Origin of the sequence: Ruegeria profundi (assembly GCF_020171505.1) — a bacterium.
Lineage (GTDB): Bacteria > Pseudomonadota > Alphaproteobacteria > Rhodobacterales > Rhodobacteraceae > Ruegeria > Ruegeria profundi.
Map to the genome: position 1 here is coordinate 113,865 of NZ_JAIUZS010000007.1, position 17,668 is coordinate 131,532.

A 17,668-nucleotide genomic window follows, 5' to 3' on the forward strand; every position below is an offset into this window, starting at 1 on the left:
GTGGGGCGAAACCCACTCCACGGAATTGGGCTTAGCCTTTCACGGCTTTCACGATCTTTTCGGCACCGTCTTTCAGGTTGTCCGCCGCGATCACGTCCAGGCCAGAGGTGTTGATAATCTCTTTGCCTTTCTCAACATTCGTGCCTTCCAGACGTACGACCAGCGGAACCTGCAGACCGACCTCCTTCACCGCGGCGACAACGCCCTCGGCGATGACGTCACAGCGCATGATGCCGCCGAAGATGTTGACCAGAATGCCTTTGACGTTCGGGTCCGATGTGATGATCTTGAACGCTTCGGTCACTTTCTCTTTGGTCGCGCCGCCGCCCACGTCGAGGAAGTTGGCAGGCTCGGCCCCATACAGCTTGATGATGTCCATCGTCGCCATCGCCAGACCGGCACCGTTGACCATGCACCCGATCTCACCATCCAGCGCGATGTAGTTCAGGTCGTATTTCGACGCTTCCAGTTCTTTGGGGTCTTCCTCGGTCTCGTCGCGCAGTTCGGCGATGTCGGGGTGGCGGTAGACCGCGTTGCCGTCAAAGCCGACCTTGGCGTCCAACACTTTCAGATCACCTTTGTCCGAAATGATCAGCGGGTTAATCTCCAGCATCTCCATGTCCTTCTCGACGAAGGCGGCGTAAAGCTGGCTCATCAGTTTGACGCATTGCTTGACCTGCGCGCCTTCCAGCCCCAGTGAAAAGGCGATGCGGCGGCCATGATAGGGTTGGTAGCCGGTCGCAGGATCGACCGAGAAGGACAGGATTTTCTCGGGCGTGGCAGCAGCAACCTCTTCAATGTCCATGCCGCCCTCAGTCGAGCAGACGAATGAGATGCGGCTGGTCTGACGATCTACCAGCAGGGCCAGGTACAATTCGCGTTCGATACCAGACCCGGCTTCGATATAAATGCGGTTGACCTGCTTGCCTGCGGGGCCGGTCTGATGCGTGACCAGTGTGCGGCCCAGCATCTTCTTCGCTTCTTCGGCGGCTTCTTCCACCGACTTGGTCAGACGTACACCGCCCTTTTCGCCGGCATCGGCTTCTTTGAAAGACCCCTTGCCGCGACCACCTGCGTGGATTTGTGCTTTGACAACCCAAAGGGGGCCATCCAGTTCACCTGCTGCGGTTTTGGCTTCCTCGGCGCGCAAAACCGCGCGACCTTCGGAGACCGGAGCGCCATAGCTGCGAAGAAGAGCCTTGGCCTGATATTCGTGAATGTTCATCGAAACTGTCCCGTCTGACTACGATTAAGTCGTTATAGACGGCTGTAGAGCAGAAATATAAAGGCTTTTTTGCTGCCTTAGGACTTTTTCGCTAAGATTTTCGACTTTTGTGATCACAGATTTTTTGGGTGTGATCACAAGATACCCGTTGATGTGGGCCGATTGATTTGAGCAGACGCATCGATTCTACAAATCAACACCTGGGGCAATCGCCTACCCGATAGTCCTGAGTGCGGTTGCGACCCGAGAAAAAATGATCGCGTCGTGTTGCATTCCACCGACAAGGTTCGGAGGCATGTCGGATTTTGTCAGAGTTGACGGAAAGAATGTTAGACGCGCGCCGATAGTAGAGCCCGAACAGGTCAACCAAACAAAAAATGCGCGCCCGAAGACGCGCATCCAGAATCATAGTCGGATACACCGAGTTTTATGCCAACGAGTTGTCGATGCCTTTGCAAGCCTCGATCAGACCCTTCACAGCATTGACCGAGTTGTCGAATCCGGCCTGCTCTTCATCGTTCAGGGTGATGTTGACGATTTTTTCAATCCCACCAGCCCCGATTACGGTGGGGACACCTACGTACATGCCAGTCACACCAAGCTCACCATCGCAATAGGCGGCGCAGGGCAGGACGCGTTTTTGGTCTTTCAGATATGCCTCGGCCATTTCAATCGCCGACGTTGCCGGGGCGTAGAAGGCTGATCCTGTTTTCAGCAGACCAACAATCTCGGCGCCGCCGTCGCGGGTGCGCTGTACGATCGCGTCCAGCTTGTCTTGCGAGGTCCAGCCCATTTTGACCAGATCGGGCAGCGGGATGCCCGCAACGGTCGAATAGCGAACCGACGGCACCATGGTATCTCCGTGGCCGCCCAGAACGAAGGCAGTGACGTCTTTCATGGAGACGCCAAATTCTTCGGCCAGGAAGTGCCGGAACCGGGCCGAGTCCAGGACGCCAGCCATGCCACAGACCTTATTGTGCGGAAGGCCAGAGAATTCGCGCAGCGCCCAGACCATCGCATCCAGCGGGTTGGTGATGCAGATGACGAAGGCGTCAGGCGCGTGGGCAGCGATGCCTTCACCGACGGATTTCATGACTTTCAGGTTGATCCCCAGCAGATCATCACGGCTCATCCCCGGTTTGCGCGGTACACCTGCCGTTACGATGCAGACATCGGCACCTGCGATATCCTCGTAGGACTGGGTGCCTTTCAGCTTGGCATCAAAGCCCTCTGAGGGCCCGGATTCAGCGATGTCGAGCGCTTTGCCTTCGGGGATGCCTTCGGCGATGTCGAACAGGACGACATCACCCAGTTCTTTCATTGCTGTGAGGTGGGCGAGCGTGCCGCCGATCTGACCTGCGCCGATCAGCGCGATCTTGGGTCTGGCCATTTGGATTGTCTCCGGTCGGTTTTGAAGTCGCGGTTGTGCTAGTCGGTAAATGACTTTCGCGCAAGGGTTATGCAGCGCGGCATGCAACCGCATACAGTTTGCACCGGGCGCGCTGATTACGCTAAACGGTTTTTTAGACAAGCCAATATACGGGATACCGCATGTTCGAACTGAACCTGATGTTTTTTGCCGTCGCAATTCCGGCGGTGATCTTTGCGGGCATCTCGAAGGGCGGGTTCGGGTCAGGCGTGGCCTTTGCGTCGTCGTCGATTCTGGCGCTGATACTTGAGCCGGGGCAGGCGCTTGCACTGATGCTGCCCATTCTGATGGTCATTGATGTGGCGACCCTTGGCCCGTATTGGAAACGCTGGAGCTGGCCTGACTCGCGTTTGTTGATTTTGGGTGCGGTCCCGGGGGTCGCGCTGGGCGCTTGGCTATACCGCGCGACCGATGATGACCTGCTGCGCTTGCTGATTGGCGGAATCTCGGTCGGATTCGTAGCCTGGCATTTCGCCCAGAGCAAAGGCCTGATCCGCGGCTTTGAAAAAAGACTGCCGCCAACTGCCGGGTTGTTCGCCGGGCTGGTCGCCGGGTTTACTAGTTTTGTCAGTCATGCCGGCGGGCCGCCTGCAGCTGTTTATCTGTTGTCGCAACGCCTGACGAAGACCGAGTTTCAGGCATCCACCGTGCTGGTCTTCTGGGTCATCAACATCTCGAAATTCGTTCCCTACGCCTTTCTCGGTATGTTTACCTGGCACACGGCATGGGCTGATCTGCTGCTGACACCTTTTGCATTGCTGGGTGCATGGCTGGGCGTCCGGGCGCATTTCATGCTGTCCGAACGGCTGTTTTTTGGCATTGCCTATGTATTGCTGATTATTACCGGCAGCAAACTGATCTTGGATGCCTTGACTTAGATATTGGGTGGAAGGGCTTCTGTGATCGCCTCATAGTCCCGACCCGCTGCGATGAGGCAGCTTGTTCCGTCCGGCAGCGTTACCGTGATCGTCCAGCTGCCGGTCTGATCCGAAGCAAAAAGCTCCATTATCGCACCCTGCCGCGCGATTCCGATAGCGTGGCGCGTTTCGCCGTACGTGCCTGCCAGTCGTTTCACCATTTCGTCGCGTGGGGCGCAGGTGCGGGCCTGTACCTGCTGAGCGGCCAGCACCATGATACCAAGGCCCATCGTCAACTTGATCAGCATGTTTTTCATCTGCAAACCCTCCTGATTCCATCTGACCTTCAGCTTGGGGTTGGCGGACCCAAATTAAGTTAAGCCTACGCACGTTGGTTGGCTCATGCTGCGTTGCGGCGATTTTGTCCTTGAACTTTCCAGAAAAAAATGCCCCATTTCGCGCAATTTTGTTTCAAAGGGAGAGGCCAATGGACGCCCGTCAGCGCCCCTATCGCTCAGTTTTGTACATCCCCGGCTCGCGCGAGCGGGCACTGGACAAAGCCCGCACCTTGCCGGTGGATGCGATCATCTTTGATCTCGAAGACGCGGTGGCCGCTGAGGAAAAGGCAAATGCGCGCCAAACGCTGAGCGCGGCGCTAGCGGCTGGTGGCTACGGTGAACGCGTCAAGATCGTACGCATCAACGGCTTGGATACAGAATGGGGCCGCGCCGATGCCGAGGCGGTCCGTGATATGGACGCTGATGTTGTGTTGCTACCCAAGGTGAACGCAGCCGCTGACGTGGACGCCCTTGCTGCCATCACGGGTGACAAGCCGGTCTGGGCGATGATGGAAACGCCGCGCGGCATGCTGAATGCAGCTGAGATTGCGGCTCATCCGCTGATGGCAGGTTTTGTGATGGGCACAAATGATCTGGCCAAAGACCTGCAAACCCGGTTCCGCGCCGACCGCCTGCCGCTGATGACCTCATTAGGTTTATGCCTGCTGGCCGCCAAGGCCGAGGGGCTGATCATTGTCGACGGGGTATACAACGCGTTCAAAGACAATGATGGACTGGCGGCTGAATGTGAGCAGGGCCGCGATATGGGTTTTGATGGCAAGACTCTGATCCACCCGGCGCAGATCGACATCGCCAACGCGGCTTTTGCGCCATCGCAGGCCGAGATTGATCTGGCGCGCCGTCAGATTGCTGCGTTTGAAGAGACAGAGGCGAAGGGTCAGGGTGTTGCAGTGGTCGATGGGAAGATCGTTGAAAATCTGCATGTTGTAACAGCCCGCGAAATTCTGGCAAAAGCAGAGGCGATTTCAGCTTTGCAAGCGGGGTAAGCCAGCATGGGCTTTGTTCTTCTGATCCTTGGGGTGGCACTGTGGTGGGCCGCCCATTTGTTCAAACGTATCATGCCCACGCAACGCGCGGCGATGGGCGACGCGGGCAAGGGCGCGGTGGCGCTGTCACTGGTTGCTGCAATCCTGTTGATGATCTTCGGCTATCGCATGACCGATTTCATCTATGTCTGGGCGCCACCGGCATTCATGATTCACATCAACAACCTTTTGGTGCTTATCGCGATCTATCTGATGAGTCCGGCCGGAACCAAAGGCCGCTTGCTGCACAAGCTCCGCCACCCGATGCTGGGCGGGTTCAAGCTGTGGGCTTTCGCGCATCTATTGGTCAATGGCGATCTGGCCTCGATCATCCTGTTCGGCGGCTTGCTGGCATGGGCAGTGGTTGAGGTGATTGTCATCAACCGCTCCGAGCCTGCATGGACCCCCGGCGAGCCCGGCACCTTCGGCAAGGACGCGATGTTCTTTGCTGGCTCGATCGTGCTGTTGGGCATCATCGGTTACATCCATGGGCTGGTTGGTCCTTGGCCATTTCCGTCGTAAGGAGCTGATGCAATGGCAAAACTCTACCGGCTGCTGACCGAGGAAGACACGTCAGCCTTCTGCCACAAGGTCTCGGACGCGCTGGCTAAAGGATGGGAGCTGTATGGCGACCCCTCATACGCGTTTGATGAATCCAGCCGCATGATGCGATGCGCGCAGGCCGTGATCAAAGAGGTCGATACCGACTATTCACCCGACATGAAACTGGGACAGCAGTAATGGCAAAAACCAATCCGGGCCGCTTTTTCGAGGATTACTCAGATGGGCAGGTGCTGCACCATGCTGTGCCGCGCACCGTAACTGATGGGGAGCGCGCGTTGTATCATGCGCTGTATCCCGCACGGCATGCGCTCTATTCCTCGGACGAGTTCGCCCGGAACTGTGGCCTGCCGCAAAGCCCGATTGACGATCTGGCCGCGTTCCACGTGGTTTTTGGCAAAACCGTACCTGATATCTCGCTGAACGCAGTGGCAAATCTGGGTTATGCCGAAGGGCGGTGGCTAAAGCCGGTCTATCCCGGTGACACGTTGCGCGCGGAGTCTGAGGTGATCGGCGTCAAAGAGAACTCGAACGGTAAGACCGGGGTGGTGTGGGTCCGCACGCGTGGCTTTAACCAGCGCGACGAGGTTGTGATCGAGTATGTGCGCTGGGTCATGGTGCGCAAATCGAACCTTGACGCCCCTGCACCCGAAGCCGTTGTTCCGGATCTGAAAAAGGCGCTTGATCCGCAGGATCTGGTGGTGCCATCGGGGTTGGACTTCACGACTTATGACTTTGCCCAGTCGGGCGAGGCGCATCGCTGGGGCGACTATGAAATTGGCGAAACCATTGATCATGTCGATGGCGTAACTGTGGAAGAGGCTGAGCATATGCTGGCCACGCGCCTCTGGCAAAATACGGCAAAAGTGCATTTTGACCTGACGTTCCGACCAGATGGCCGACTGATCTATGGTGGGCACGTGATTTCGATGGCGCGGGCCTTGTCGTTCAACGGGCTTGCAAATGCGCAGATGATTGTCGGTCTGAATGGCGGGGCGCATGCCAACCCTTGTTTCGCCGGCGACACGATCAAGGCTTGGTCCGAAGTTCTGGACAAGGCTCAAACCACTGTGCCGGGCATTGGGGCCATTCGCTTGCGACTGGTTGCAACCAAGGGCGGTGAGCCGTTTGTTTTGAAAAACGAAGACGGTCGGTATCAACCAAATGTCCTGCTTGACCTTGATTATTGGGCTCTGATGCCGGTCTGAGGTGACGCACACTCATGTGATCACAGCTTCCCCTATTCGTGCTAGGCTGCGGCTATGGTCCTGCTGCGTTCCCTTCTTGCCTGCCTGTTTCTGACACCGCCTGCGCTGGCGTGTGATCTGGCTTTGGCGTTGGCCGTGGATGTATCGGGATCGGTCGACACAAAAGAATACCGCATCCAGATGGACGGATTGGCCGAAGGGTTGCGTGATCCTCTTGTGTCAGAGGCACTGGTGCGCGGGCAGGCACAGTTGATGCTTGTGCAATGGACCGGCTCGTCGCGCCAGAAAGTGACGATCCCCTGGACCAGAATCGACAGCTTTGACGCGCTTGAACGTTTTGCCGCTCAGGTCGCCAGCGATCCCAGAGTCTGGCGCAACTTTTCCACGGCCATTGGTGAAGCGCTTGAGATGACGATGTCCAGTTTTGATGCTGTGTCAGACTGCAAACGCCATCTGATAGACATTTCGGGTGATGGGGTCTCAAACGAAGGGGTAGAGCCGTCCGAACTACACAATACGCTGCGGAGCAGGGGTGTCACGGTCAACGCCATCGCGATCGAAGAAAGCGAACCGGATCTGACGGCCTATTTCTTTGAAAACGTCATTGTCGGTGAGGGCGCGTTTGTTGTCTCGGCCGCGGGTTTTGCGGACTACCCTGACCGTATCCGGAAAAAGCTGCTGCGCGAGGTTGTGCAACAGTCGGCAGCTTTGGAGCAGCGGCAATAGATTCGTGATCACGATGCTTTTCCCCTGAAAACGCTAACATAATGAGGATTGAATAAATTTTGTGATCACAGTGCGATTTAGTGTGATCACGTATTGGCAAAATTTTCGATTTTGAGCCCATTTTACCCATTTTTACTCAAGCAGCACGTGACAGAGGATCAAAAAAGGGTAAAACCACCGGTAGCCAATGAAAGAGGAGCCGACATGGCCGATGTCAATCGGGGCAACCGCCCGCTCTCGCCACATATTATGATTTACCGCCCGCAGATGACGTCCATGTCATCGATCATGGTCCGTTTTTCGGGGCTGGGTGTTTTCGCCGTTGCAATCCTGATCGTCTGGTGGCTGCTGGCCGCTTCGACCTCGGAAAGCGGGTTTGTTGCCATTGACGGATTTCTGCGCAGTGGGTTCGGGGATATCCTTCTGACCGTAGCGACCTGGGCGCTTTGGTATCATACCTTGGGTCGCCTGCGGCACGTCTTATGGGATTTCGGATATTGCCTTGACGTTAAAGTCGCCGAAAAACTGGGTCTGGGCATGTTCATTGGCGCGACCCTCCTCACCGTTATCACCGTGCTTGTGGTGTAAGGAGACGGCACATGCGATATCTGACAGACCGTAAACGCGCACAGGGTTTGGGCGCAGGTAAATCCGGCACACGAACACATTGGCAGGTGATGGTTCGGGCAATGATCCTGACCGTGCTGATTCCGATATTCATATTCACGTTTGGCGCAGGCCTTGGCGGCACCTACGAAGAGGTTGTGGCCTATTTCAGCCGCCCCTTCCCGGCGATCGTAACTGCCCTAACTCTGATAGTGGGCATGCTTCAGTTGATGTACGAAGCTCAGGAAACGATCGAGGATTATGTTCACGGAATTATGGAAAAAGTCTCTCTCGTTGCGATGTGGGCCCTGGGCTACACGCTGATTGCGGCCGGGCTGTTTGCCTTGGTCAAGCTGGCCCTTTAACGGCGCGCGATAAGGAACAAGAAGAATGACAGCAGCATATGAATATGAAACCCACGAATACGACGTCGTTGTCGTAGGCGCAGGTGGTGCGGGTCTGCGTGCAACACTCGGCATGGCAGAGCAGGGCCTGCGAACAGCCTGCGTCACCAAGGTGTTCCCGACACGCTCTCACACAGTCGCTGCGCAGGGCGGTATCGCGGCATCCCTGTCCAACATGGGCCCGGACCATTGGCAGTGGCACATGTATGACACCGTCAAAGGCTCTGACTGGCTGGGCGATACCGATGCAATGGAATACCTCGCCCGCGAAGCACCCAAGGCGGTTTATGAGCTTGAACATTATGGCGTGCCGTTCAGCCGGACCGAAGAAGGCAAGATCTATCAGCGCCCTTTCGGCGGCCACACGACTGAGTTTGGGGAAGGCCCCGCAGTTCAGCGTACCTGTGCCGCCGCAGACCGGACCGGTCACGCGATCCTGCATACGCTTTACGGGCAGTCGCTGAAGAACAACGCAGAGTTTTACATCGAATACTTCGCCATCGACCTGATCATGTCAGACGATGGTCAGTGTCAGGGTGTCGTCTGCTGGAAGCTGGACGACGGCACGATGCATGTCTTCAACGCAAAGATGGTGGTGCTGGCGACAGGCGGTTATGGCCGGGCTTATTTCAGCGCGACCTCTGCCCATACCTGCACCGGCGACGGTGGCGGCATGGTGGCCCGTGCGGGTCTGGCGCTGCAGGACATGGAATTCGTTCAGTTCCACCCGACCGGCATCTACGGCTCGGGCTGTCTGATCACCGAAGGCGCGCGCGGCGAAGGCGGTTACCTGACCAACTCTGAAGGTGAACGGTTCATGGAGCGCTATGCGCCCCAGTATAAGGACCTTGCGCCGCGCGACTATGTCTCGCGCTCGATGACTATGGAGATCCGCGAAGGCCGGGGTCACGGTGAGAATGGCGACCACATTCACCTGAACCTTAGCCACCTGCCGGCCGAAGCACTGGCTGAGCGTCTGCCGGGCATTTCGGAATCGGCACGCGTGTTTGCGGGCGTCGATGTGACCAAGGAACCGATCCCGGTTCTGCCGACCGTGCACTATAACATGGGCGGTATCCCAACCAACTATTGGGGCGAGGTTCTGAACCCGACGGCCGACAACCCGACCGCTGTTGTCCCCGGCCTGATGGCCGTGGGTGAGGCTGGCTGTGCATCGGTCCATGGTGCGAACCGATTGGGTTCGAATTCGCTGATTGACCTTGTGGTGTTTGGCCGCGCGGCAGCGATCCGCGCTGGTGAGGTTGTTGATGCGAAGGCTCCGAACCCGATTCTGAACCAGGCGTCGGTCGACAAGGCCTTTGATCGCTTCGACGCGGTGCGAAACGCAAGCGGAGCCATCCCGACCGCCGATCTGCGGCTTGAGATGCAGCGAACCATGCAAGAGGATGCTGCCGTATTCCGGACCGCCAAAACTATGGCCGAAGGCGTCGAAAAGATGACAGCGATTGCCGCCAAGATGGACGACCTCAAGGTCAGCGACCGCTCGTTGGTCTGGAACAGTGACCTTATGGAAACGCTGGAACTGACCAACCTGATGCCAAGCGCGCTGGCCACCATTGTCGGAGCTGAGGCGCGCAAGGAATCTCGCGGTGCCCACGCGCACGAAGACTACACCGAACGCGACGATGAAAACTGGCGTGTTCACACCGTCAGCCGGGTTGAGGGCAACAAGGTTGACCTCAGCTATCGCCCGGTCATCGTCGACCCGCTGACCACCGAAGACGAAGGTGGCATCAGCCTCAAGAAAATCGCGCCCAAGGCGCGGACGTTCTAAGGAGAGGAACACATGGTACAACTGACCCTCCCCAAGAATTCACGGATCACGACGGGGAAAACCTGGCCCAAGCCTGAGGGTGCCAAGAAAGTTCGTAAGTTCCAGATTTATCGCTGGAATCCGGATGACGGCAAAAACCCACAGCTCGACACCTATTTTGTCGATATGGACAGCTGTGGCCCGATGGTTCTGGATGCACTGATCAAGATCAAGAATGAGATCGACCCGACCCTGACCTTCCGCCGATCATGCCGCGAAGGCATCTGCGGGTCCTGCGCGATGAACATCGACGGGATCAACACGCTGGCCTGTATCTATGGTATGGATGAAATCATAGGCGACGTGAAGATTTATCCGCTGCCGCACATGCCGGTGGTTAAGGACCTGATCCCCGATCTGACCCACTTCTACGCGCAGCATGCGTCGATCATGCCGTGGCTGGAAACCAAGACCAACCGTCCTGCGAAAGAGTGGAAGCAGTCTATTGAGGACCGCAAGAAACTGGACGGCCTGTATGAGTGTGTGATGTGCGCCAGCTGCTCGACCTCGTGCCCAAGCTATTGGTGGAACGGCGACCGCTATCTTGGGCCCGCAGCGTTGCTGCACGCCTATCGCTGGATCATCGACAGCCGTGATGAAGCCACGGGTGAGCGTCTGGATGAACTTGAAGACCCCTTCAAGCTGTATCGGTGCCACACGATCATGAACTGCGCCAAGACCTGTCCGAAAGGTCTGAACCCGGCCAAGGCGATCGCTGAAATCAAGAAGATGATGGTCGACCGTTCGATCTAGGTGCCCAATGAAATGCACTTGCCGTTTTGCGGCAAGTGCATGGCGAGGTTGCAAAACTATGCGATGTTGCCAGCCCTGAACGTGACTATCTTGCGTGCAGGGAGGAGTGATTGAGCCGAAAAGGGATCGCTCCGATGGAAAAACAAACCTCCAAAACAAAAGCAGCCGAAGCGCTGGAATTGCTGGAACAGGCTTGGGCCTACTACACGCCAGAACCCGCAGCGGTATCAGATGCTCGCGAGCCTGAGTTGTTTGAATACGCAAACGCCGCCTGACGCTTGAAATCGCGGGTGTGTTGGGCAACAGATAGAAATGCCCATCTTGTTGCTACTGTTGGCCGCCGGAGTGTTCGCCTATTTCTATTGGCGGTCGCGGACGTCTTCTTTGACGCGCGATTGCAGATGGCGGCAGCATCGTAAGGAAGGCGTTTGGAAATGCGCCTATTGCGGCGCGCAGCACAAGGGCGAGGATGAGCCCACTATTTGCTTAAATGGGAAATAGAAGGGCAGGGCGCTAACTGCGCCCTGTTTATTCAGTCATTGTCCGAAAAAGCTGAATGCAGGGCGATCTCGACCATATCGCCGAAACTGCTTTCGCGTTCTGACGAGGGCAAAGCCTCACCGGTCAGCAAGTGATCAGACACCGTCAGAACAGCCAACGCCCGGCAGTTGTGGCGCGCGGCCAGAATGTAAAGCTCGGCGGCCTCCATCTCGACCCCAAGAATGCCGTGGCGCACCATCTGTTCGTTCAGATCGGGGCGTTCATCGTAGAATACGTCAGAGGAGTATATTCCGCCGATATGGGTGGGCGTGCCCTTGGCCGCCGCTGCTTGTGCGGCCGCTTGAAGCAATCCCCAATCGGCGCAAGGCGCAAAGTTCAGTTCTTTAAGGATACCACGAGACGGAGTGCTAAGCGTTGTCGAGGTCATCGCCAGGATCACATCGCGGATTTTAACGCTTTCCTGCATGGCCCCGCAGGACCCGATGCGGATCAGGGTTTTTGCGCCGAAATCACGGATCAACTCGTTGGCATAGATCGACAAGGATGGCATGCCCATCCCGCTGCCCTGAATCGTAACCCGGTTTCCCTTCCATGTTCCTGTGAAGCCCAACATACCCCGGACGTTATTGACCAGGGTCGCGTTCTCTAGAAAGTTTTCCGCTGCCCATTTTGCACGATAGGGATCACCGGGCATAAGAACTGTTTCAGCGATTTCACCTTGTTTCGCGCCGATATGAATTGTCATTCTTCAGTTAATTCCTGTCAGATTTCCAAGTCCGAAATATCAGCGCCGGCTTTCAAAGCGTCATGAACCCATTGCGGTTTGCGCCCCCGGCCTGACCAGGTTTGATCAGGGTTGGCAGGGTTTTTGTACTTAGCGTTTGCCTTTTTTCCTTTTGATGACTTTGAGCTGACACCCGATAGTTCTGCAAGAGAAAACCCAAATTCCGCCGCTGCCTTTTCAGCAGCTTTCAAAGCCTCTTGGCGTTCGCGTTTTTCTGCATTTTTCAGTGCTATTGCGACTTTGTCGCTCAATTCAAGAAGTTCCTTTCGCGACATTTTTTCAAGGCTTATTGGCATTCGTCTTCTCCATTCCGAAAATTGACCCAAGCAGACGTAATGGCCCACCGTTGTTTCAAATTCGGTATCTATCCATCTCTTGCCAAAAGGCAATAGATATAGACATTATTAGGTTGTTGTAGTGTTATTCTGCCGCCATATTTTGCGGATCAACCAGCGTTACGATATCCCCCATTATCGCATTAAGCTCAAAATTCTTGGGTGTATAGATTTTGGAAACACCCATTGCCCTGAGTTTTGCAGCATCTTCATCTGGGATAATCCCGCCAACAACCACGGGGATATTGTCCAACCCGGCATCGCGCAAACGACTCATGACATCCTGCACCAGCGGTATGTGGCTTCCTGACAGGATCGACAGGCCGATAACATGGGCTTGGTCTTCAATCGCGGCTGTTACGATTTCTTCCGGAGTTAATCGGATGCCCTCATAACTGATATCCATGCCGCAGTCGCGGGCGCGAAACGCGATTTGTTCGGCGCCGTTGGAATGGCCGTCCAGCCCGGGCTTACCGACCAGGAATTTTAGACGGCGGCCCAGCTTGTCACTGACAGCGTCAACAGCGGCACGCAAATCCTCAAGACCCTCTGTCTTGTTCGAGACGGACCCGGATACACCTGTTGGACCGCGGTAGGTTCCGAAAACCTTGCGCATCTCTTCCGCCCACTCACCTGTTGTCGCTCCCGCCTTGGCAGCAGCGATCGAGGGTTCCATTACGTTAGCTCCGGACTGGGCCGCTTGGCGCAGCGCGGCCAGGGCTGTGGCAACGGCGGTGTCATCACGTTCGGCACGCCATGTGTTCAGTCGGTCGATTTGGTCCTGCTCAACCGCAGGATCGACAACCATGATCCCGCCATCCTCGGTTTGCAGGGGCGAGGGCTCTCCCTCAGTCCATTTGTTCACACCAACCACAACAGTCTCGTTACGTTCAATACGGTTGAGGCGTTCGGCGTTGGAATCCACAAGACGAGACTTCATGTATTCGATAGACGCGACCGCACCGCCCATCGCATCCAGGTTTGCCAACTCGGCGCGTGCACCGTCCTTAAGCTCTTCAACTTTTGCGTCCACCACGGGGTTTCCGTCGAACAAATCTCCGTATTCCAACAGGTCGGTTTCATAGGCCAGGATCTGCTGCATCCTCATAGACCATTGCTGATCCCATGGGCGCGGCAGGCCAAGGGCTTCATTCCATGCGGGCAACTGCACGGCACGGGCGCGGGCCTTTTTTGACAGGGTTACAGCCAACATCTCGATCAGGATGCGATAGACGTTGTTTTCAGGTTGCTGCTCGGTCAGGCCAAGCGAATTCACCTGAACCCCGTAACGGAATCGGCGGAATTTTGGGTTCTCGACGCCATAGCGTTGTTGCAGGATTTCATCCCAAAGATCGACAAATGCCCGCATTTTGCACATTTCGGTAACAAAGCGAATTCCAGCATTCACAAAAAATGAAATTCGACCGCAGAGCGCCGGGAAATCTTCAGCCGGTACGCGTGGGCGCAGTTCATCCAGAACCGCGATGGCAGTGGCCAGAGCGTAGGCCAGTTCCTGTTCCGGTGTCGCGCCTGCCTCTTGCAGGTGATAGGAACACACGTTCATCGGGTTCCACTTGGGCACGTTCGAATAACAATACTCAGCTACGTCCGCGATCATCTTGAGCGACGGCTTGGGCGGGCACACATAGGTGCCACGGCTCAGATACTCTTTGATCAGATCGTTCTGAACGGTTCCCTGCAACTGAGAGACATCTGCGCCCTGCTCCTCGGCCACCGCGATATATAGCGCCAGCAGCCACGGCGCTGTCGCGTTGATCGTCATCGAGGTGTTCATCTGCTCCAACGGGATCTGGTCGAACAGAACGCGCATATCTCCAAGATGGCTGATCGGTACACCGACCTTGCCAACTTCGCCGCGCGCCAGCGTGTGGTCGCTGTCATATCCGGTTTGGGTCGGCAAATCGAATGCGACCGACAAACCGGTTTGCCCCTTGGCCAGATTTCCACGGTACAGCGCATTTGACGCCTTGGCGGTGGAATGACCGGCATAGGTTCGGATGAGCCAGGGGCGATCTTTCTGCGACTGCGTCATATCTGATCCTCGTGAATCGACTGAGTAAGAATATTGCGTTACAGGGTTCTAAAGCGCAATTTTAGGGATATGTCAATTCGCTGCGTCGCGGCATGCATGCCGATCAGATTGTAGGGCAGGAGGATTGGTGGCAGTGTGCTGCCATGACTCAGACCGTTGAGCTTCCACTTTGGCTGTTTTTGCTGATCCTGGTGTTTGCCGCGGTCACGTTTGCCTCGCATTTTCTTTTCCCTTCTGTGCGTTGGTTTTTCAGGCGTCGTCTTGAGCGGGCGGTCAAACGCCTGAACGAACGCCTGCAGCGACCGATCCAGCCGTTCAAACTTGCGCGTCGGCACGACATGATTCAGCGCCTGATATATGACCCACAGGTCGGACACGCCGTTCAGAGTTTTGCCAAGGAAGAAGGCGTTCCCGAGGCCGTGGCGTTCGAAACCGCACGCCGCTATGCGCGAGAGATCGTTCCATCCTTTTCCGCTGTGGCTTATTTCAGCGTCGCCATTCGTCTGGCGCGTATGTTGAGCAATGCGTTTTATGACGTGCGGCTGAGCTATATGGACGAAAAAGCCCTGCGTAATATCGACCCTGAAGCCACGGTTGTTTACGTCATGAACCACCGCAGCAATATGGACTATGTCCTGGTGACTTATCTGGCCGCCAATCAATCAGCCCTGTCTTATGCGGTGGGGGAATGGGCCAGAGTTTGGCCTCTCAGCCGCTTGATCCGCGCAATGGGGGCGTATTTTATTCGCCGCAAGTCGGGCAGTGAGCTCTACCGTCAGGTACTTGCTTGCTATGTGCGGCACGCGACCAAGGCCGGTGTTACCCAAGCCATGTTCCCCGAAGGAGGGCTGAGCCTGACCGGTGGATTGGGGCGACCAAAGCTGGGCCTGCTCAAGTACATCATCGATGCTACCGACCCCGAAGGTCGGGACGTTGTGTTCGTGCCGGTTGCCTTGAATTATGACCGCGTGCTTGAAGATACGATTTTGACCAAAGCGGCACTGGGAAACCAACGTCGTTTCCGGGCGAGGATCGGGGTCATTGCGTGGTGGATAATCAAACAGATCGGACGACGGTTGGTCGGTCGTTACAAGCGCTTTGGGTTGGCATCCGTCCGGTATGGGCAACCGATCTCGCTAAAGGCATTTCGGGCGGATCACGAAGCGGATCTTACAACAGATCTGGCCCGCGATTTGATGGCAGGGCTTAAAGACGCTCTCCCACTAGTCCCGGGACCTGCGGCGTGTTGGCTGGTGCAAGAAAAAGGTGAAATCCCCGAGGGTGATCTGATTGCCATGATCGACAAGCTATTGCGGAACAACGGGGCCGAGATGCCAATCGATCGTGAAGCGATTGAAAGTGGCGTTCAGCAATTGGTGGATCGTCGCATTTTGAAACGCGACAGTGGAAAGATATCCTCATCCGGGCAAAGGATTGATCTTCTGAATTACTATGCAGCGTCGGCAGCCCTGAGTGAAGAGCGTGTTCTTTCTGCATCTGCAAAGGAAGTTTCTGCAGTCGCTGGGTCATAAAATTACAAAAATAGATCAAAATGGGTTGCAATATTGCTTGATGGAAAATATCCATCGGGTAAAGCCAGCGATTCTGCATCGCGGCAAGGATTGTGGACAAGGGAGGCCAATATGGCTCTGGACACCGACAGTGGCATCGCGTCGTACGAGGCACCGGAAAAAGACCTTTATGAGATGGGTGAGATCCCTCCGATGGGATATGTCCCGAAGCAAATGTATGCGTGGGCTATCCGAAAAGAGCGCCATGGCGAGCCAGATACCGCAATGCAGTTGGAAGTGGTCGACGTACCCAAACTGGACAGCCACGAAGTGCTGGTTTTGGTGATGGCTGCTGGTGTGAACTATAACGGTGTCTGGGCGTCACTGGGCAAACCGATCAGCCCATTTGACGGTCATGGACAGCCGTTCCACATCGCCGGGTCCGATGCGTCCGGTATCGTTTGGGCGGTGGGCGACAAGGTCAAGCGCTGGAAAGTGGGGGATGAGGTTGTCATTCATTGCAATCAGGATGACGGCGATGACGAATACTGCAATGGCGGCGATCCGATGTATTCCCCAAGCCAACGAATCTGGGGTTATGAAACACCGGACGGATCGTTCGCCCAATTCACCAACGTTCAGGCGCAGCAGTTGATGCCGCGCCCAAAGCACCTGACCTGGGAAGAAAGCGCGTGCTACACCCTGACCCTGGCCACCGCATACCGGATGTTGTTTGGGCATGAACCGCACGACCTGAAGCCGGGCCAGAATGTTCTGGTGTGGGGCGCGTCGGGTGGTTTGGGCTCGTACGCGATCCAGTTGATCAATACCGCAGGTGCCAATGCGATCGGCGTGATCTCGGACGAAAGTAAACGCGATTTCGTCATGGGGCTTGGCGCCAAAGGCGTGATCAACCGTAAAGACTTCAACTGCTGGGGGCAGCTGCCCACGGTGAACACTCCGGAATATTCAGAGTGGTTCAAAGAGGCCCGCAAATTCGGCAAAGCCATCTGGGATATCACCGGCAAAGGTGTGAATGTCGATATGGTGTTTGAACACCCGGGCGAAAGCACATTCCCGGTTTCAACCTTCGTGGTGAAAAAGGGCGGCATGGTCGTGATCTGCGCTGGAACCACCGGCTATAACCTAACTTTTGACGTGCGCTATATGTGGATGCATCAAAAGCGTCTGCAGGGGTCGCATTTCGCGCATCTCAAACAAGCCGCAGCCGCGAACCAGTTGATGATCGAGCGTCGTCTGGATCCGTGTATGTCCGAGGTGTTCTCATGGAAAGAGTTGCCCGAAGCGCATATGAAAATGATGCGAAACGAACACAAGCCCGGCAATATGTCGGTTCTGGTTCAGGCACCGCAGACGGGAATGCGCACCCTGGAAGAGGTTTTGCACGCACGCGGTTGAGCCAGATTTAAAAAGGCGCTGACGCCCGCAAATCGTTACAACGGTTTGCGGGCGTCCTCTTTTTCGCGGGCAGGTTCA

Annotated in this window: 19 protein-coding genes; 13 read left to right on the forward strand and 6 right to left on the reverse strand. The window is 56.1% G+C overall.

What is annotated here, in order from left to right:
* Positions 1–31: 31 nt before the first annotated feature.
* Together sucC and mdh are read right to left on the reverse strand one after the other, a co-directional pair.
* Positions 32–1,225 carry an ADP-forming succinate--CoA ligase subunit beta gene (gene sucC / locus LCM21_RS16100; protein ID WP_068338112.1) on the reverse strand — a complete coding sequence of 398 codons (1,194 nt, stop codon included), beginning with the start codon at positions 1,223–1,225 and terminating at the stop codon, positions 32–34.
* Between the two features lie 427 nt (positions 1,226–1,652).
* Positions 1,653–2,615 (reverse strand): malate dehydrogenase, encoded by a 963-nt coding sequence (gene mdh / locus LCM21_RS16105; protein ID WP_068338114.1) that lies wholly within the window; start codon positions 2,613–2,615, stop codon positions 1,653–1,655.
* Between the two features lie 161 nt (positions 2,616–2,776).
* On the opposite strand from mdh, the gene LCM21_RS16110 reads away from it, so the two are divergent.
* The gene (locus LCM21_RS16110) at positions 2,777–3,532 is read left to right on the forward strand and encodes a sulfite exporter TauE/SafE family protein (protein WP_224891516.1); all 756 of its coding nucleotides are present in this window, start codon (positions 2,777–2,779) and stop codon (positions 3,530–3,532) included.
* Here the strand turns inward: LCM21_RS16110 and LCM21_RS16115 are convergent.
* Positions 3,529–3,828: a hypothetical protein gene (locus LCM21_RS16115; RefSeq protein ID WP_224891517.1), complete on the reverse strand. Its 300-nt coding sequence runs from the start codon at positions 3,826–3,828 to the stop codon at positions 3,529–3,531. The two genes, LCM21_RS16110 and LCM21_RS16115, sit on opposite strands and share 4 nt — an antisense overlap.
* 170 nt (positions 3,829–3,998) lie before the next feature.
* Between LCM21_RS16115 and LCM21_RS16120 the strand changes: the two genes are divergently transcribed.
* The 10 genes from LCM21_RS16120 to LCM21_RS16165 all read left to right on the forward strand — a co-directional run bounded on the left by LCM21_RS16120 (position 3,999) and on the right by LCM21_RS16165 (position 11,262).
* Positions 3,999–4,856 carry an HpcH/HpaI aldolase/citrate lyase family protein gene (locus LCM21_RS16120; RefSeq protein WP_224891518.1) on the forward strand — a complete coding sequence of 286 codons (858 nt, stop codon included), beginning with the start codon at positions 3,999–4,001 and terminating at the stop codon, positions 4,854–4,856.
* 6 nt (positions 4,857–4,862) lie between these two features.
* Positions 4,863–5,417 (forward strand): NnrU family protein, encoded by a 555-nt coding sequence (locus tag LCM21_RS16125; protein ID WP_224891519.1) that lies wholly within the window; start codon positions 4,863–4,865, stop codon positions 5,415–5,417.
* A 12-nt stretch (positions 5,418–5,429) separates the two neighbouring features.
* Positions 5,430–5,636, forward strand: coding sequence for a DUF1737 domain-containing protein (locus LCM21_RS16130; RefSeq protein ID WP_068338124.1), 207 nt, complete (start codon positions 5,430–5,432; stop codon positions 5,634–5,636).
* Positions 5,636–6,664, forward strand: a complete 1,029-nt coding sequence (locus LCM21_RS16135; RefSeq protein WP_224891520.1) for a MaoC family dehydratase — start codon at positions 5,636–5,638, stop codon at positions 6,662–6,664. Before LCM21_RS16130 ends, LCM21_RS16135 begins: the two co-directional genes overlap by 1 nt.
* A 54-nt stretch (positions 6,665–6,718) precedes the next feature.
* Positions 6,719–7,390 carry a DUF1194 domain-containing protein gene (locus LCM21_RS16140; RefSeq protein WP_068338128.1) on the forward strand — a complete coding sequence of 224 codons (672 nt, stop codon included), beginning with the start codon at positions 6,719–6,721 and terminating at the stop codon, positions 7,388–7,390.
* Positions 7,391–7,594: 204 nt separating this feature from the next.
* Entirely contained in the window at positions 7,595–7,978 is a 384-nt protein-coding gene (gene sdhC, locus LCM21_RS16145) for a succinate dehydrogenase, cytochrome b556 subunit (protein WP_224891521.1), read from the forward strand.
* 11 nt (positions 7,979–7,989) lie between these two features.
* Positions 7,990–8,361: a succinate dehydrogenase, hydrophobic membrane anchor protein gene (locus LCM21_RS16150; protein WP_068338132.1), complete on the forward strand. Its 372-nt coding sequence runs from the start codon at positions 7,990–7,992 to the stop codon at positions 8,359–8,361.
* Between the two features lie 25 nt (positions 8,362–8,386).
* Complete coding sequence (gene sdhA / locus LCM21_RS16155) at positions 8,387–10,195, forward strand: succinate dehydrogenase flavoprotein subunit (protein WP_224891522.1); 1,809 nt, start codon at positions 8,387–8,389, stop codon at positions 10,193–10,195.
* A 12-nt stretch (positions 10,196–10,207) separates the two neighbouring features.
* A complete protein-coding gene (locus LCM21_RS16160) occupies positions 10,208–10,987 on the forward strand; it encodes a succinate dehydrogenase iron-sulfur subunit (RefSeq protein ID WP_068338135.1) in 780 nt (259 codons plus the stop codon).
* Positions 10,988–11,121: 134 nt separating this feature from the next.
* Positions 11,122–11,262 (forward strand): hypothetical protein, encoded by a 141-nt coding sequence (locus tag LCM21_RS16165; protein WP_224891523.1) that lies wholly within the window; start codon positions 11,122–11,124, stop codon positions 11,260–11,262.
* Positions 11,263–11,519: 257 nt separating this feature from the next.
* Here the strand turns inward: LCM21_RS16165 and deoD are convergent, their stop codons facing one another.
* The 3 genes from deoD to LCM21_RS16180 all read right to left on the reverse strand — a co-directional run bounded on the left by deoD (position 11,520) and on the right by LCM21_RS16180 (position 14,660).
* Positions 11,520–12,233, reverse strand: a complete 714-nt coding sequence (gene deoD, locus LCM21_RS16170; RefSeq protein WP_224891524.1) for a purine-nucleoside phosphorylase — start codon at positions 12,231–12,233, stop codon at positions 11,520–11,522.
* Between the two features lie 17 nt (positions 12,234–12,250).
* Entirely contained in the window at positions 12,251–12,568 is a 318-nt protein-coding gene (locus LCM21_RS16175; protein WP_224891525.1) for an H-NS histone family protein, read from the reverse strand.
* 124 nt (positions 12,569–12,692) lie between these two features.
* A complete protein-coding gene (locus LCM21_RS16180; protein ID WP_224891526.1) occupies positions 12,693–14,660 on the reverse strand; it encodes a protein meaA in 1,968 nt (655 codons plus the stop codon).
* Positions 14,661–14,803: 143 nt separating this feature from the next.
* Between LCM21_RS16180 and LCM21_RS16185 the strand changes: the two genes are divergently transcribed.
* Together LCM21_RS16185 and ccrA are read left to right on the forward strand one after the other, a co-directional pair.
* Positions 14,804–16,192 carry a 1-acyl-sn-glycerol-3-phosphate acyltransferase gene (locus LCM21_RS16185; RefSeq protein WP_224891527.1) on the forward strand — a complete coding sequence of 463 codons (1,389 nt, stop codon included), beginning with the start codon at positions 14,804–14,806 and terminating at the stop codon, positions 16,190–16,192.
* A 111-nt stretch (positions 16,193–16,303) separates the two neighbouring features.
* A complete protein-coding gene (ccrA, locus tag LCM21_RS16190; protein WP_068338146.1) occupies positions 16,304–17,590 on the forward strand; it encodes a crotonyl-CoA carboxylase/reductase in 1,287 nt (428 codons plus the stop codon).
* Positions 17,591–17,668 lie beyond the last annotated feature (78 nt).